The sequence below is a fragment of the Streptomyces sp. KMM 9044 genome, from assembly GCF_024701375.2.
GTDB lineage: Bacteria > Actinomycetota > Actinomycetes > Streptomycetales > Streptomycetaceae > Streptomyces.
In genome coordinates, this window is the sequence record NZ_CP113910.1 from 5,803,082 (window position 1) to 5,819,106 (window position 16,025).

The 16,025-nt window shown below is 72.1% G+C and carries 12 protein-coding genes and 3 pseudogenes; 5 read left to right on the plus strand and 10 right to left on the minus strand.

Features of this window, described 5'->3' with window-relative positions; translation table 11 throughout:
* Positions 1-47: 47 nt before the first annotated feature.
* Positions 48-1,001: a hypothetical protein gene (locus HUV60_RS26160; RefSeq protein WP_257849656.1), complete on the plus strand. Its 954-nt coding sequence runs from the start codon at positions 48-50 to the stop codon at positions 999-1,001.
* Positions 1,002-1,065: 64 nt separating this feature from the next.
* Here HUV60_RS26160 and HUV60_RS26165 read toward each other — a convergent pair.
* From HUV60_RS26165 to tkt, 6 genes and pseudogenes are all read right to left on the minus strand, one after another.
* Positions 1,066-1,703: pseudogene (locus tag HUV60_RS26165) on the minus strand (ABC transporter permease); the annotation flags it as partial.
* Between the two features lie 75 nt (positions 1,704-1,778).
* Positions 1,779-2,564, minus strand: a complete 786-nt coding sequence (gene pgl, locus HUV60_RS26170) for a 6-phosphogluconolactonase (protein ID WP_257849657.1) — start codon at positions 2,562-2,564, stop codon at positions 1,779-1,781.
* Positions 2,561-3,775, minus strand: coding sequence for a glucose-6-phosphate dehydrogenase assembly protein OpcA (opcA, locus tag HUV60_RS26175; RefSeq protein ID WP_257849658.1), 1,215 nt, complete (start codon positions 3,773-3,775; stop codon positions 2,561-2,563). The genes pgl and opcA overlap by 4 nt, the downstream gene beginning before the upstream one ends.
* Positions 3,772-5,295, minus strand: coding sequence for a glucose-6-phosphate dehydrogenase (gene zwf, locus HUV60_RS26180; protein ID WP_257849659.1), 1,524 nt, complete (start codon positions 5,293-5,295; stop codon positions 3,772-3,774). The genes opcA and zwf overlap by 4 nt, the downstream gene beginning before the upstream one ends.
* A gap of 4 nt (positions 5,296-5,299) precedes the next feature.
* Entirely contained in the window at positions 5,300-6,418 is a 1,119-nt protein-coding gene (gene tal / locus HUV60_RS26185) for a transaldolase (protein ID WP_257849660.1), read from the minus strand.
* Between the two features lie 39 nt (positions 6,419-6,457).
* Positions 6,458-8,545, minus strand: a complete 2,088-nt coding sequence (gene tkt / locus HUV60_RS26190) for a transketolase (RefSeq protein WP_257849661.1) — start codon at positions 8,543-8,545, stop codon at positions 6,458-6,460.
* Between the two features lie 329 nt (positions 8,546-8,874).
* Between tkt and HUV60_RS26195 the strand changes: the two genes are divergently transcribed.
* From HUV60_RS26195 to HUV60_RS26210, 4 genes and pseudogenes are all read left to right on the plus strand, one after another.
* A complete protein-coding gene (locus tag HUV60_RS26195) occupies positions 8,875-9,843 on the plus strand; it encodes a heme o synthase (RefSeq protein WP_443047422.1) in 969 nt (322 codons plus the stop codon).
* Positions 9,844-9,937: 94 nt separating this feature from the next.
* Positions 9,938-10,318, plus strand: coding sequence for a hypothetical protein (locus tag HUV60_RS26200; RefSeq protein ID WP_257849662.1), 381 nt, complete (start codon positions 9,938-9,940; stop codon positions 10,316-10,318).
* Between the two features lie 98 nt (positions 10,319-10,416).
* Entirely contained in the window at positions 10,417-11,523 is a 1,107-nt protein-coding gene (locus HUV60_RS26205) for an amidohydrolase (RefSeq protein WP_257849663.1), read from the plus strand.
* Between the two features lie 44 nt (positions 11,524-11,567).
* Positions 11,568-12,319 (plus strand): annotated as a pseudogene (locus tag HUV60_RS26210) (nucleotidyltransferase domain-containing protein).
* Here HUV60_RS26210 and HUV60_RS26215 read toward each other — a convergent pair.
* From HUV60_RS26215 to HUV60_RS26230, 4 genes and pseudogenes are all read right to left on the minus strand, one after another.
* Positions 12,274-13,287, minus strand: a complete 1,014-nt coding sequence (locus HUV60_RS26215) for a COX15/CtaA family protein (RefSeq protein WP_257850264.1) — start codon at positions 13,285-13,287, stop codon at positions 12,274-12,276. The pseudogene HUV60_RS26210 and the gene HUV60_RS26215 sit on opposite strands and share 46 nt — an antisense overlap.
* Positions 13,288-13,365: 78 nt before the next feature.
* Positions 13,366-14,136 (minus strand): ABC transporter permease, encoded by a 771-nt coding sequence (locus HUV60_RS26220; RefSeq protein WP_257849664.1) that lies wholly within the window; start codon positions 14,134-14,136, stop codon positions 13,366-13,368.
* Positions 14,133-15,056, minus strand: coding sequence for an ABC transporter ATP-binding protein (locus HUV60_RS26225; protein ID WP_257849665.1), 924 nt, complete (start codon positions 15,054-15,056; stop codon positions 14,133-14,135). Before HUV60_RS26225 ends, HUV60_RS26220 begins: the two co-directional genes overlap by 4 nt.
* Before the next feature lie 52 nt (positions 15,057-15,108).
* Positions 15,109-15,897 (minus strand): annotated as a pseudogene (locus HUV60_RS26230) (aminoglycoside N(3)-acetyltransferase); the annotation flags it as partial.
* Positions 15,898-16,025: the final 128 nt, after the last annotated feature.

The window sequence follows — 16,025 nt, forward strand, 5'->3', positions numbered from 1 at the left end:
TCGATCATGACGACCACCATCACGGCAGACGTTCGGGGGCGCTCAAGTTGGTTCGTGCGCGCGGGAGTTGGACAGGCGGAACGCTCAAGGTCGCGACAATCCTGAAACCCCATCAGCTGGCGCGGGCGCTGTTCCACCCCGCGTGGGTACCCGACTCGCCCGATCCGTCCGTCGAACGGCTCAAGCGCATACGGACCATCGCCGGACTGGCCGCCACTCTCGGCGTGTACACCTTCCTCGCCGGCGGGTTCGACTTCACCGAGCTGCTGACGAACACCCTGACCGCGGCCCTGGTTCTCCTCTTCCTCACCCCGCTGACGGTCGGCGTGATGCTCCTGGTGTGGCGGCGCACCGGCACCGTACGGCAGCTGCGGGTACCGCTGTTCGACGCGCTCAAGCTGCTGCTGCTCTTCGTCTGCGCCTTCGCCGCCCCGGTGCTGCTGGGATGGGCGATGCTCGGGCTCGGGAGGGAGGACCTGGGGCTGTTTCTGGTCCTCTGCCTGGTGATGCTGTGGCTCTTCGTCTTCGTCTTCGCCGCGGCGCTGCGGGTCTCCGGGAACTTCTTCGGCACGGGCGCCGTGCACCGCTCGCTGCCGGCCCTGCTCGCCGTCGTCACCTGCTGGCTGATGTCCCTGCCGGACCTGATCACCGGTGATCTGAAAGGACTCGGTCTCGGCCTGGGCGTCGTCTTCATCCTGGCCGCCCCGGTGACCGTCACCGGGATCGCGCTGCTGGAACTGCGACGGCTCAAGCGGCGCTACGGGATCCGGCTGGCGGATCACCCGGAGACCCGGGGGCCGCTCCCCGGGCCCGTCCCGCAGACCCCGGCCCCGGCATCGCACCCGGCCTCCGCTTCCCGCCACGCCCCGGCGCACGGTCCGGGGCAGCCGCACATCCCGGTGCAGGGGAACCCCTACGTCTATCCGCAGTCCCCGTACGCCCCGGGCACGCCCGGCCGTCCGCACGGAGCCTCCGCCCCGCAGAACCCGTACGCGCGCTGACCCGCCGGAGGAACCCTCCGCGCACCCACACCTGCCTGCCGCAGCCCCCGGGGCCGGCAGACCGTCACGCGACCGCGCTCAGGGTGCCCGCGAGGCGGCGCCGGGCCGCGCGGGCGGCCGGGACGGCGGTGCCCAGCACGGCGGCGGTGCCGAGCAGCGCCAGGAGCGCGGGGGAGGGATCCCGGGCATCCCGGCGCCGATGCCGCTGGACCGCCCCTGGGCGTCGATCAGCCAGTGCGCCGGCGGCAGCCCCATGGCGACGAGCACGGCGGCCAGTGCCGTGCAAAAGGCGGCCGTGCCCGTGATTCCGGTGATCTGTCGCGGCGAGAGGCCAATCGCCTTGAGCGCGAGCAGGTCCCCTTCGCCCTCGCGCACCGTGCCGCCGATCGCGCTGAGCAGCCCGATCAGTCCGATCGACCGGATCAGTCCGATCAGGGCGAGTACGGCGATCAGCCCGACGACGACCGCGCGCAACGCGGACAGCCCCTCGGCGGGGTTGTGGTCACCGCATGCACGTCCAGCCGGCCGTCTCCCACCCCGGCCAGCCGTTCGGCGACGGGCCGCGGGGTCGGCGCCGGGCTCCAGCCGGAGCTGGTAGAGGGCGGGCCCCAGCCCGGGGTCGTTGCCGCGGAGGGTGTCGAGCGAGGTGGAGATGCCCCGTCCGGCGTTCTCCGGCTCGATGCTGCGGCCGACGATGCGCAGCTCTCGGCCCGGTAGGGGCCTCCTCCTCGAACTCCCCAGGCTCTTCGTGCAGGGAGGTGCCCCCGGACGGGACGGTCAGGCCGACGCCGGCGGATAGAGCGACCGGGGCAGCTGCGAGGCCGCTGCCGCGTCCAGGAGCCACAGGGTGCGGGACCGGCCGTACGCGCCTGCCGCCGGGGCCTGGATCTCGCCCGCGCCCGACAGGGCGATCGCCGCGGCCTTCGCCTTGTCCTCGCCGGCCGCCAGCAGCCACACCTCGCGTGCCGTACGGATCGCCGGCAGGGTGAGCGTCACCCTGGTCGGCGGCGGCTTGGGCGCGCCGTGGACGCCGACCGCCGCGCGCTCCGTCTCCCGGACCGCGGGCAGCTCCGGGAAGAGGGACGCCACGTGCGTGTCCGGGCCGACGCCCAGCATCAGCACGTCGAACTCCGGCACCCCTCCGTGGTTCGCCGGTCCCGCGGCACGGGCCAGCTCCTCCGCGTACGCGGCCGCCGCCGCGTCCACGTCGGTGCCGTACGGTCCGTCGGACGCGGGCATGGCGTGCACGCGCTCCGGGTCCAGCGGCACCGCGTCGAGCAGCGCCTCGCGTGCCTGGGTGACGTTGCGCTCCGGGGCGCCGTCCGGCAGGAACCGCTCGTCGCCCCACCACAGGTCGATCCGGCCCCAGTCGACCGCGTCCCGGGCGGGCGCCGCCGCGAGCGCGGCCAGCAGGCCGTTGCCGTTGCGGCCGCCGGTCAGGACCACGGACGCCGAGCCCCGTGAGGCCTGGACGTCCACGACCCGGGTGATCAGCCGGGCCGCCGCGGCCTGTGCCATCAGCTCCTTGTCGCGGTGCACGACGAGCTGCGGTGCCGTACTCATGTCGCCGCCGCCCCCTTCACCGGTGCCTGCGCCGCCGCCGCGGCGGCCCGGGAACCTTCCGCAGCCGCTTCGCCGGGAGCGGCGCTCCCCGCTCCCGGCGCTCCTGCTCCTTTGGCCGGCGACTCACCCGCCGACTGCTTCCCGGAGTCACCGGACGCCTCGTCCAGTTCCCGCGACACATCGTCGAGGGTGCTGGACGCCTCGGTGAGCCCGCGCGACACCGCCGTCAGCCGTTCGCCCGACGGCGCCTTCGGCGCCCCCGGATCCGCCGCCGGCCGGTGCGCCGGGTTCCTCAGCCGCTCGACCCCGTACCGCAACGCCGACGCGTACGTGTCGTCCGGGTCCAGCCGGCGCAGCTCCTCCGCGATCAGCTCCGACGTGGCCCGGCGCTTGAGCGCCACCGCACGCCCCGGCTGACCCTGGATCGACAGCGTCGCCAGCGAACCGTCGGCCCGGTCCAGCACGATCGGGCCGCAGTCGGTCGTCAGACGGACCGCCGTGAGTCCGGGACCGGCGGACAGCGAACGTTTCACGGGGACGTCCAGCCGGTCCGCGAGCCACATCGCCAGCAGCTCGCAGCTCGGGTTGGACTCCTCGCCCTCCACCTCGACGCCCTGCACCTCGCAGGCCACCTGGTCCAGGGCCGCCGCCAGCATCGAACGCCAGGGCGTGATCCGCGTCCAGGACAGGTCGGTGTCGCCCGGGGTGTAGGAGTCGGCACGGGCGGCGAGCTCCCGCACCGGCTGCTCGCAGGCGTAGGTGTCGGTCACCCGGCGCTGGCCCAGCGCGCCCAGCGGATCGCCGGCCGGGTCCAGCGGTGCGTCGACCGGCCACCAGACCACCACCGGGGCGTCCGGCAGCAGCAGCGGCAGCACGACGGACTGGGCGTGGTCGGCGACCTCGCCGTACAGCCGTAGTACGACCGTCTCGCCGGTGCCCGCGTCGGCGCCGACCAGCACCTCGGCGTCCAGCCGGGACTGCGTACGGCCGCGGTGCGGGCGGGAGACGCGCTTGATGACGACCAGGGTGCGCGAGGGGTGTTCGCGCGAGGCGTCCCCGGCGGACTTCAGGGCGTCGTAGGCGTTCTCCTCGTCGGTGACGATGACCAGGGTGAGCACCATGCCGACGGCCGGGGTGCCGATGGCCCGGCGGGCCTGCACCAGCGATTTGTTGATCTTGCTGGCCGTGGTGTCCGTGAGGGCTGTCTTCATGGCCGGCGCCAGCTCCGTCCGTCTCGCTCGAGCATGTGGTCCGCCTCGACGGGCCCCCAGGTGCCGGCCGGATACTGGGCCGGCCTGCCGTGGTTGTCCCAGTACTCCTCGATCGGGTCGAGGATCTTCCAGGACAGCTCGACCTCCTCGGTGCGCGGGAAGAGGTTGGAGTCGCCGAGCAGCACGTCGAGGATGAGCCGCTCGTACGCCTCCGGGCTGGACTCCGTGAACGACTCGCCGTAGGCGAAGTCCATCGACACGTCGCGGATCTCCATCGACGTACCGGGAACCTTCGAGCCGAACCGCACCGTGACACCCTCGTCCGGCTGGACGCGGATCACGATGGCGTTCGACCCGAGCTCCTCGGTGGCCGTCGTGTCGAACGGCGAGTGCGGTGCCCGCTGGAACACGACCGCGATCTCGGTGACCCGGCGGCCCAGCCGCTTGCCGGTGCGCAGGTAGAAGGGGACGCCCGCCCAGCGGCGGTTGTCCACGCCCAGCTTGATCGCCGCGTACGTGTCGGTGTTCGAGGAGGCGTCGATGCCCTCCTCCTCCAGGTACCCGACCGCCTTCGCGCCGCCCTGCCAGCCCGCCGCGTACTGCCCGCGCACGGTGTCCCGGCCCAGGTCCTTCGGCAGCCGCACGGCGCCGAGCACCTTGGTCTTCTCCGCGGCCAGCGCGTCCGCGTCGAAGGACGCCGGCTCCTCCATGGCGGTGAGCGCCATGAGCTGGAGCAGGTGGTTCTGGATGACGTCGCGGGCGGCGCCGATGCCGTCGTAGTAGCCGGCCCGGCCGCCGATGCCGATGTCCTCGGCCATGGTGATCTGCACGTGGTCGACGAAGGACCGGTTCCAGATCGGCTCGAACATCGTGTTCGCGAAGCGCAGGGCCAGGATGTTCTGGACGGTCTCCTTGCCCAGGTAGTGGTCGATCCGGAAGACCTGGTCCGGGGCGAACACCTCGTGCACGATCGCGTTGAGCTCCTCGGCCGACCTCAGGTCGTGGCCGAACGGCTTCTCGATCACCGCGCGCCGCCAGGAACCGCTCGACTGGTCGGCCAGCCCGTGCTTCTTCAGCTGCTGGATGACCACCGGGAAGGAACGCGGCGGCACCGACAGGTAGAACGCGAAGTTCCCGCCCGTGCCCTGGGCCTTGTCCAGCTCCTCGATCGTGCCGCGCAGCCGTTCGAAGGAGTCGTCGTCGTCGAAGGTGCCCTGGACGAACCGCATGCCCTGGATGAGCTGCTGCCAGACCTCCTCGCGGAAGGGAGTGCGGGCATGCTCCTTGACCGCGTCGTGGACCTCCTGCGCGAAGTCCTCGTGCGCCCACTCGCGGCGGGCGAAACCGACCAGCGAGAAGCCCGGCGGCAGCAGACCCCGGTTGGCGAGGTCGTACACCGCCGGCATCAGCTTCTTGCGCGACAGGTCGCCCGTGACCCCGAAGATGACCAGGCCCGACGGCCCCGCGATACGCGGGAGCCGTCGGTCTGCTGGGTCACGCAGCGGATTGCTGCTCGACAAGGTGTCAGCCCTCCGAGGGGGCGAGGCGCGCGAGCTCCGCCTCGGTCGACTTCAGCAGGTCGGTCCAGGACGCCTCGAACTTCTGGATGCCCTCGTCCTCCAGCAGCTGTACGACGTCGTCGTACGCGATGCCGAGCTTCTCCACGGCGTCGAGGTCGGCGCGGGCCTGCGCGTAGGTGCCGGCGATGGTGTTGCCGGTGATCTCGCCCGACTCCTCGGTGGCCTCCAGCGTGGCCTCCGGCATGGTGTTCACCGTGTTCGGCGCCACCAGCTCGTCGACGTACATCGTGGTCTTGTACGCCTTGTCCTTCACCCCGGTGGAGGCCCACAGCGGACGCTGCTTGTTGGCGCCCTCGCGCTCCAGCGCGCTCCAGCGGTCGGTGGCGAAGACCTCCTCGTACGCCTGGTAGGCCAGGCGCGCGTTGGCGACGGCGGCCTTTCCGCGCAGCGCCTTGGCGGCGTCGGTGCCGAGTGCGTCGATGCGCTTGTCGATCTCGGTGTCCACCCGGGACACGAAGAACGACGCCACCGAGTGGATCTTCGACAGGTCCAGGCCGCGCTCCTTGGCCTTCTCCAGGCCGGTCAGGAACGCGTCCATGACCTTGCGGTAGCGTTCCAGCGAGAAGATCAGCGTGACGTTGACGCTGATGCCCAGGCCGATGGTCTCGGCGATCGCCGGGATGCCGGCCTCGGTCGCCGGGATCTTGATCAGGGCGTTGGGCCGGTCCACCAGCCAGGCCAGCTGCTTGGCCTCGGCCACGGTGGAGCGCGTATTGTGCGCGAGCCGCGGGTCGACCTCGATGGAGACCCGGCCGTCCTGGCCGCCGGTGGCGTCGAAGACCGGGCGCAGGATGTCGGCGGCGTCGCGGACGTCCGCCGTCGTGATCATCCGGATGGCCTCTTCGACCGTGACCCTGCGGGCGGCGAGGTCGGCGAGCTGCTGATCGTAGCCGTCGCCCTCGGAGATCGCCTTCTGGAAGATCGACGGGTTGGTGGTGACGCCCACGACGTGCTGCTGGTCGATCAGCTCGGCGAGGTTGCCGGACGTGATCCGCTTGCGCGACAGGTCGTCCAGCCAGATCGCGACGCCTTCGTCGGAAAGGCGCTTGAGTGCGTCTGTCATGGAAATTCCATCTCCTACGTCTCGTGTCGTATGTGAGCGTCAGCGCTGGGCGGCGGTCAGCGATTCCCGGGCGGCGGCAGCCACGTTCCCGGCGGTGAAGCCGTACTCCTCGAACAGCACCTTGCCGTCGGCGGACGCGCCGAAGTGCTCCAGGGACACGATGCGCCCGGCGTCCCCCACGTACTTGTGCCAGGTGAGACCGATGCCGGCCTCGACGGCGACGCGGGCCTTCACGGCCGGCGGCAGGACGCTGTCCCGGTACCCCTGGTCCTGCTCCTCGAACCACTCCACCGACGGCATGGACACCACGCGCGTCGGCACACCGGCGGCCTGCAGCCGCTCGCGTGCCCCGACGGCGACATGCACCTCGGAACCGGTGGCGATCAGAACGACCTGCGGAGCGCCGCCCTCGGCCTCGAACAGCACGTAGCCACCGCGCGCGGCGTCCTCGTTCGGCTCGTAGGTCGGCACACCCTGGCGGGTGAGGGCCAGACCGTGCGGGGCGCCCTTGCCGAACTCCTTCGTCCAGCGCTTGAGGATCTCCCGCCAGGCGATCGCGGTCTCGTTGGCGTCCGCGGGGCGCACGACGTTCAGACCGGGGATGGCGCGCAGCGAGGCCAGGTGCTCGACGGGCTGGTGGGTCGGGCCGTCCTCGCCCAGACCGATGGAGTCGTGCGTCCACACATAGGTCACCGGCAGGTGCATCAGGGCGGACAGCCGCACCGCGTTGCGCATGTAGTCGGAGAACACCAGGAAGGTGCCGCCGTAGATCCGGGTGTTGCCGTGCAGCGCGATGCCGTTCATCTCCGCGGCCATGGAGTGCTCACGGATGCCGAAGTGGATCGTGCGGCCGTACGGGTTCGCCTCGGGCAGCGGGTTGTCCGCCGGGAGGAACGACGACGTCTTGTCGATCGTCGTGTTGTTGGAGCCCGCCAGGTCGGCCGAGCCGCCCCACAGCTCCGGGACGACCGCGCCGAGCGCCTGGAGCACCTTGCCGGACGCGGCGCGCGTGGCGACCGCCTTGCCCGGCTCGAAGACCGGGAGCTTGTCCTCCCAGCCCTTGGGCAGCTCACCGGCCGCGACCCGGTCGAACTCGGCCGCGCGCTCCGCGTTGTTGCTCCGCCACTCCCGGAACGACTTCTCCCACTCGGCCCGCGCCTGCCTGCCGCGCTCCAGCGCCCCGCGGGTGTGGCCGATGACCTCGTCGCTCACCTCGAAGGTCTGCTCCGGGTCGAAGCCCAGCACCCGCTTGGTGGCGGCCACCTCGTCGTCGCCGAGCGCCGAGCCGTGCGCGGCCTCGGTGTTCTGCGCGTTCGGCGCCGGCCAGGCGATGATCGAGCGCATCGCGATGAACGACGGCCGGTCGGTGACCTTCTTCGCCCCGGCGATCGCGTCGTAGAGCGCGCTCGGGTCCAGGTCGCCGTCCGGCTTCGGAGCGACACGCTGCACGTGCCAGCCGTAGGCCTCGTACCGCCTGACGGTGTCCTCGGAGACGGCCGTCCCGGTGTCGCCCTCGATCGAGATGTGGTTGTCGTCCCACAGCAGGATCAGGTTGCCGAGCTTCTGGTGACCGGCCATCGAGGACGCCTCGGCGGAGATGCCTTCCTGCAGGCAGCCGTCGCCGGCGACGCAGTACACGAAGTGGTCGAACGGGGACGTGCCGGCTGCGGCCTCGGGGTCGAACAGACCGCGCTCGTAGCGGGCGGCCATCGCCATGCCGACCGCGTTGGCGACCCCCTGGCCCAGCGGCCCGGTCGTCGTCTCCACGCCGGTGGTGTGCCCGTACTCGGGGTGACCCGGCGTCTTCGAACCCCAGGTGCGGAACGCCTTGAGATCGTCCAGCTCCAGACCGAAACCGGCCAGGTACAGCTGGGTGTAGAGGGTCAGGGACGAATGGCCGGCGGACAGGACGAAACGGTCCCGCCCGACCCAGTCGGCGTCCGAGGGGTCGTGCCGCATCACCTTCTGGAAGAGGGTGTACGCGGCGGGCGCCAGGCTCATCGCCGTACCAGGGTGGCCGTTGCCGACCTTCTGTACGGCATCGGCGGCCAGGACGCGGGCGGTGTCCACGGCCCGCTGGTCCAGTTCGGTCCACTCGAGGTCTGTGATGGTCGGCTTGGTGCTCACCCTGGGTCAGGGCTCCTCTCCACATGTCTTCGGATACCGGACGAGTACATACCGGCGGAGTCGAGCCTACCCCCGCAGGACGTGCTTCCCCCGAGCCCTTCCCGACAGCCCGGGCTCCCGGCGATCCGCCTTCTGACGGGGAAGTATTTGCATGCGGTAGATGAATACGGAGCCGCTCATCCGGTTGCTCAATCGAGCCGGGGTCCGTGCCGTGAACAGCCCCGTCCAACACGACCGGACCCCCGCGAATGTCCGGGTCTGGGCAACGTCTAAGGTGGCGTGGTACGCGCGAGCCTTTACCGCCGCTTCATCCGGGAGGGCTTGCTGGGATGTCTCTGTCAGGGGTGCGAGTGACGGCCGTTGAATCCCGTCCTGCGGGGGTTATCGGGACGAGCCAGAGCCCGAGTCACCGGCCGATCGGGGCCCGTGTCAAGGCGTTCGTGGCGTTGACCAAGCCGCGGATCATCGAACTGCTGCTCATCACCACCGTTCCGGTGATGTTCCTGGCGCAGCGGGGTGTGCCCGATCTGAAACTGGTGTTGCTGACCTGCCTCGGCGGCTACCTGTCGGCGGGCGGGGCCAACGCGCTCAACATGTACATCGACCGCGACATCGACGCGCTGATGGACCGCACCTCGCAGCGCCCCCTGGTCACGGGCATGGTCAGCCCACGCGAGTGCCTGGCCTTCGGCATCACCCTGGCCGTCGTCTCGACCCTGCTGTTCGGCCTCGCCGTCAACTGGCTGTCCGCCTGGCTCTCCCTCGGCGCGCTCCTCTTCTACGTCGTCGTCTACACCATGATCCTCAAACGGCGTACGTCGCAGAACATCGTGTGGGGCGGCATCGCCGGCTGCATGCCGGTGCTGATCGGCTGGTCCGCGGTCACCGATTCGTTGTCCTGGGCGCCGGTCGTCCTCTTCCTCGTCATCTTCTTCTGGACGCCGCCGCACTACTGGCCGCTGTCCATGAAGGTGAAGGACGACTACGCGCGCGTGGGCGTGCCGATGCTCCCGGTCCTAGCCTCCAACAAGGCGGTCGCCAAGCAGATCGTGGCCTACAGCTGGGTCATGGTCGTGGTGTCGCTGCTGCTCACCCCGCTCGGCTACACCGGCTGGTTCTACACCGCGGTCGCGCTGGCCGCGGGCGGCTGGTGGCTCTGGGAGGCGCACGCGCTCCTCAACCGGGCCAGGTCCGAGGCGACCGGCGGCAAGCTCAAGGAGATGCGCCTGTTCCACTGGTCCATCACCTATGTGTCGCTGCTCTTCGTGGCCGTCGCGGTGGACCCCTTCCTGCGGTAGAGCGTCCGCTGACCGTCCGACGGGCGGGGTCCGTGGCCAAGGCCACGGACCCCGCCCGTCGCCGTTCGATCTACCCGTCGGTAGCATCCTGGTCATGGCAGAAACGCAGCAGTCGGACCCGAAGGCCGAGCAGACCTCCGAGCAGCGGGCCGTACAGAAGGCCGAGCGCAAGGCCGACCGGAAGGCGGCCAGGCTCGCCAAGCGGATCAGCGGCTTCGCCGCGGCCCACGGCGGAGCCGAAGGCCAGATCGCGTACCTCGGACAGCGCGGCGCCCGGATCGTGCTGGTCGGAGAGGACGGCGACTGGGGCGACCTGGTCGCCCACTCCTACCCCATCGCCCAGAAGGCGGCCGAGCGGGCGGGCCTCACCCTCCACGAGAACTTCGACGGCGAGTTCGCGGCCAAGGTCAGGACCGGCCCGTACGAATGGACCCGCATGGCGGGCCTCCAGATCGGCGGCCCGGCCAACGGCTGAACCCCGCCCCCGGGCGGCGCCGGGGCCGGGCAAAACCTACTCGCCGGTCCGCCGTTAGGCCCTGCGACACCAGCGCAGCGCCCACCTGGGGAGTCCGGATGATCGACCCGCCGTCCCTCGTGGACCAGTACTGCCACGGCGTGCTGCGCACCGAGCTGGGCCTCGGCACCTTCGAGGCCCAGCTCGTCCCCAGTGATGGCCCGCCCGCCCCGGGCACCACCCTCTTCGACACCCAGACCGGTTTCGCCGTACGTCGCTGGTGCCCGCCCCTGCTGGGCCTGGAGCCGCACTGCCCTCCCGCCCACTACCTCGCCCGGCGCCGCGAGCTGGGTGTCGTCGAGACGGGCCGACGGCTGTTGCGGGCCAGCGGCATCACCACCTACCTCGTCGACACCGGGCTGCCCGGCGACCTCACCGGCGCGGCCGAGCTGGCCACGGTCGCCGCCGCCGGGGCCCACGAGATCGTGCGCCTCGAGCAAGTCGCCGAGCAGGTCGCCGACACCTCCGGCACCGTGGAGTCCTTCCTCGCCAACCTCGCCGAGTCCGTGCACGCAGCCGCCGCGCACGCCGTCGCCTTCACCTCCGTCGCCGGCGTCCGGCACGGTCCGGCACTCGCCCCGCAGCCGCCGGGGCCCGGTGAGGTGCGCGGCGCGGCCGCGCGCTGGCTGGCCGGACGCCGGGTCGGGGACGAGCTGGGCGACCCGGTGCTGCTGCGGCACCTGCTGTGGATCGCCGTAGCCTCGGGCCGGCCCCTGCAACTGCACACGGGGCCCGGCGCACCCGGCACTCGGGCCGGGGCCGCCGACCCGGTGCTGCTGGGCGGCTTCGTCCGGGCCACCGCCGGACTCGGCACCGACCTCGTCCTGCTGCACGGCTACCCGGGCCACCGGCACGCCGCACACCTGGCCGGCGCCTACCCGCATGTGTACGTCGACGCCGGCGCCGCCCTGGCCCGCACCGGCGCCGGCGCGGCGACCGTCCTCGCGGAGATCCTGGAGCTCGCCCCCTTCGGCAAGATCCTCTTCTCCAGCGGAGCCCAGGGGCTGCCCGAACTGCACGTCGTGGGCGCACGCCTGTTCCGAGAGGCCCTCGCCCGGGTCCTCGGCGGCTGGGTCGCCGAAGGCGCGTGGGCGCCCGGCGACGCGCAGCGGGTGGCCGCGATGATCGCCTCGGAGAACGCGTGCAGGGTGTACGGGCTGGAGTGAGGCGCAGGGTGTACGGGCCGGACCGGCGCGTGAAGACTGGGCGGATGCCGACCGACGCCCTGCTCGACCGCTTCCTCAGCGGCCTCGCACCGCGCACCCCCGTCGCACTCTGGGCCCACGGCTCGCTGGCCGGCGGCGACTACCAGGAGGGCCGCAGCGATCTGGATCTGATCACCGTCCTGGACCACCCGGTCACGGCGCGGACGGTGTGGCGGGTGGCGCTGCTGCACGCCCGCCTGCGGGCGAGCCGCTCGCCGACCGGCTGCACCGCACCTACCTGACGCCGGACACGGCGGGAGACACCGAGCGGCGCCACCTGACCTGGGCGCACGAGCAGCTTTTCCGTCGAACGGTCACCCCGGTCACCCGGACCGAGCTGCACCGCTTCGGGCGGGTCCTGCACGGCGTGCCGCCCGCGGGCGCGCTGCCGCCGGTGCCGGACGGCGAACTCGCCGCGTTCGTGGTGCGCGACCAGCGCGACTTCTGGCGCCGGGAGGTGGACCGGGCCGCGAACTGGACGCAGGACGTATGGGTCGACCTGGGCCTGCTGACCTTCGCCCGTGCCACGGTCACCCTGCGCGAGGGCCGTCTGATCTCCAAGCGGGAGGCACCGGAGGCGCTGCCCGGCCCCGGTGCCCCCGGCGAAGTCGTCGCGGACGTCCGAAGGAGGCGCTACGGCGATCCCGCGCCGGCCGATCCCGCCCCCACCAACGGAAAATGGGTCCAGCGCAGGGCCGGGCTGACCCGGGACTACCCGGGGCCGGCGATCGACTCGCTCGGGGCGCGGGACGACTGAGCGGGCGGCACCGGCACCTCGGCCACCGGCGCATCCGGCCGCTCGCGCAGCGACAGCAGGACCCGCACCACCCAGATCCACATCACGCAGGAGCCGAACATGTGGGCGCCGACCAGGACCTCGGGGAGGTCCGTGAAGTACTGGACGTATCCGATCACGCCCTGCGCGAGGATGATCAGGAACAGCTCGCGGCTGCGGTGCAGCGGGCCCGCGGGGGCGTCCACCGCCTTGAGGACGAACCACAGGGCGAACGTCAGCGTCGCCACGATCCACGCCAGCACGGCGTGCAGCTTGCTGACCGTCTCCCAGTCCAGCGGCATCCGCTCGACCTCGCTGGAGTCCCCCGCGTGCGGCCCCGCGCCGGTCACCACCGTGCCGACCGCGATCAGCAGCACGGAGACCGCCACCAGGAACCACACCAGCTGCCGCACCGGCTTGCCGACCAGAGGCCGGGGCTCCCCGTCGCCCTCGCCGACGCGGTGCCACATCAGGGTGGCCACCGCGATCAGCGCCGAGGAGAGCAGGAAATGTGCCGCGACCGTGTACGGATTGAGGCCGACCAGGACCACGATGCCGCCGAGGACCGCGTTGCCCATCACGATCCAGAACTGCGCCCAGCCCAGCCGGGTCAGGCCGCGCCGGTAGGGCTTCTGGGAGCGCGCGGCGACGATCGCCCAGCCGACGGCGGCGCAGAGCACGTACGTCAGCAGCCGGTTGCCGAACTCGATCAGACCGTGGACACCCATCTCGCGCGTGGAGGCGATGGAGTCCTCGGTGCACTTGGGCCAGGTCGGGCAGCCCAGGCCGGAACCGGTCAGCCGCACGGCGCCGCCGGTGACCACGATGACCACCGACATGACGAGCGCGGCGAGGGCCGCCCGCCGGACCGTCCGGGGGTCCGGGGTCCAGCGTGCGGCGATGAGGGCGAGGGGGTTGCGCCGGGCCGCCTGGGCGTCGGCGCGGGTCAGATTTGGCACGCGACCATCGTAGGGCGCCGCTTGTGCACGCTTTCACGAGGGTCCCGGTCGGCGGTCCCGCCGGCCCGCTCACTCCCAGCGGAAGAAGCGGCCCGCCGCCGCCAGCCCCGCGACCGCCCACACGGTGAGGATCGCGACCTGGCCCCACGGCAGCCCCGCCCCGTCCTGGAGCACGTCCCGCAGGCCCTGTGACAGCGCCGATACGGGCAGCAGCCCGAGGACGTCCTGCGCGGTGTCCGGGAAGTTGTCCAGCGGCACGACGACCCCGCCGCCGACGAGCAGCAGCAGGAACACCAGGTTGGCGGCGGCGAGCGTCGCCTCGGCCTTCAGGGTGCCCGCCATCAGCAGGCCGAGCCCCGAGAAGGCGGCCGTGCCCAGCACCAGCAGCACCAGCACCGCGAACGGGCCGCCCCGCGGCGACCAGCCCAGCGCGAACGCGATCCCCGTCAGCAGGACGATCTGGAGCACCTCGGTGACCAGCACCGACAGCGTCTTCGCGGTCATCAGCGCCCAGCGCGGCAACGGCGAGGACGCCAGCCGCTTCAGCACCCCGTACCGGCGCTCGAAACCGGTGGCGATGGCCTGCCCGGTGAACGCCGTCGACATCACCGCCAGCGCGAGGACGCCGGGGGCGAGGAAGTCCACGGCCTCGCCTGCGCCGGTGTCCACGATGTCCACCGTGCTGAACAGCACCAGCAGCAGCGTGGGGATGACCACGGTGAGCAGCAGCTGCTCGCCGTTGCGCAGCAGCATCTTCGTCTCGAGCGCCGCCTGCGCCGCGATCATGCGGGAGAGCGGCGCCGCGCCCGGCTTCGGTGAGTAGGTGCCGGTGGCCGTCACGAGCGCAGCTCCTTGCCGGTGAGCTCAAGAAAAACGTCTTCGAGGGTGTGCCGCTCCACCGAGATCCGGTCCGGCAGCACGCCGTGCTGCGCGCACCAGGACGTGACGGTGGCGAGCAGTTGCGGGTCCACCTCGCCGACCACCCGGTACGAGCCCGGGGTCACCTCGTCGGCCTGGGAGCCGGACGGCAGCGCCTTGAGCAGGGAGACCGCGTCCAGCCCCGGCCGGCCCGAGAAGCGCAGGGTGTTCTTGGCACCGCCCCGGCACAGCTCCTCGGGGCTGCCCTGGGCCACCACCCGGCCGGCGTCGATGATCGCGACGTCGTCGGCGAGCTGCTCGGCCTCGTCCATGTGGTGCGTGGTGAGGATGACGGAGACCCCGTCGGCGCGCAGATCCCGTACGAGGTCCCAGGTGGCGCGGCGGGCCTGCGGGTCGAGTCCGGCGGTCGGCTCGTCCAGGAAGACCAGCTCCGGGCGTCCGACCACGGCCATCGCCAGTGCGAGCCGCTGCTGCTGGCCGCCGGAGAGCCGCCGGTACGTCGTACGGCCGCAGGAACCGAGGCCGAGGCGCTCGATCAGCGCGTCCACGTCCAGGGGATGCGCGTGCAGTTTCGCCATGTGCCGGAGCATCTCGTCGGCCCGCGCGCCCGAGTAGACGCCGCCGGACTGGAGCATCACGCCGAGGCGGGGCCTGAGCGCGGCCGACTGCCGCACCGGGTCCAGGCCCAGGACGCGCACGGTGCCGGAGTCGGGGCGCCGGTATCCCTCGCAGGTCTCCACCGTGGTCGTCTTGCCCGCCCCGTTGGGGCCGAGCACGGCCGTCACGCCCTGCCGTGCCACCAGGTCGAGGCCGTCCACCGCGGTCTTCGTGCCGTACCGCTTCACCAGGGCCTGTACCTGGACCACGGGCTCGCTTCGCATGGTTCACGAGTCTAGGTACGGGCCGGGGGCCTCGGACCGGCGGGTTCGGGAACTCCTCCGTACGAGGGCGGCGCAGTTCCAGCCACCGCCGCGCGTACGCCACCGCGTCCGGCAGTGGGAACAGCCGGACCTCGGCGGCCCTGACCGTGCCCCGGAGGACGGGACGGCCGGCGGGACGGTCCCGCTCGAAGTCGTGGCCCCGTTCGTCGAAGCGCCCGGAGGTGACCGACACCTCGGGCCGTGTCTCCCGGCCCACCGCCCCGAGCGGGGACGATATCCGGTACTCCGCGAGGTGGAAGCAGGCGCAGGTGTCGTACCCGGTGCCCGGCAGCACCCGGGCGTCCAGCCGCTCCAGCGCCGCCAGCGGGCTGAGCTCACCCAGCCGGCAGTCCTGCGCGTGCACCGCGACGATCTGTGCCGCGTGTCTGCCGAGCGCGGCGAACGAGATCTGCGGATGGGCGCTGCGCGGGGCGCTCGGCCAGGTCCGGACCGTCTCCGGGACGACGCCGACGCCGACGCCGCGGGTGGGGGTGGTCGCCGGGCCGTAGCCGGGCATGGTGGCGAGGAGGGTCTCCCACCAGGCCTCCGGCACCGGCGGATCGCTCCACAGCGCCGGGTCGGAGAGGCCGCCGGACTGGGCGGGGACGACCAGCGTGCCGTCCGGGCCCAGCGCGTCGAACAGAGCGCCGACGACCGCGACCGGACCGCCGTTGACCCAGCTCAGGGAGCTGAGCGAGGAGTGCACGAGGAGGGTCTCGTCGCGCCGCACACCGAGATCCGCGAGTCCGGCGGCGAGGGTGTCCCGGGTCACAAGAGGGCCGGTCGGAAGGGGTGCGGGCATGCTCGGGAGTGCCCTGGAAGGCCCCTCGGAACGCCGTCGATTTCCTCGACTACCTGATCGACCGGAGATCGTTTCCGCAGGTCAGCTTAGGTTTGCCTAAGTGATGCAGCGCACCCCGGGGTGGATCA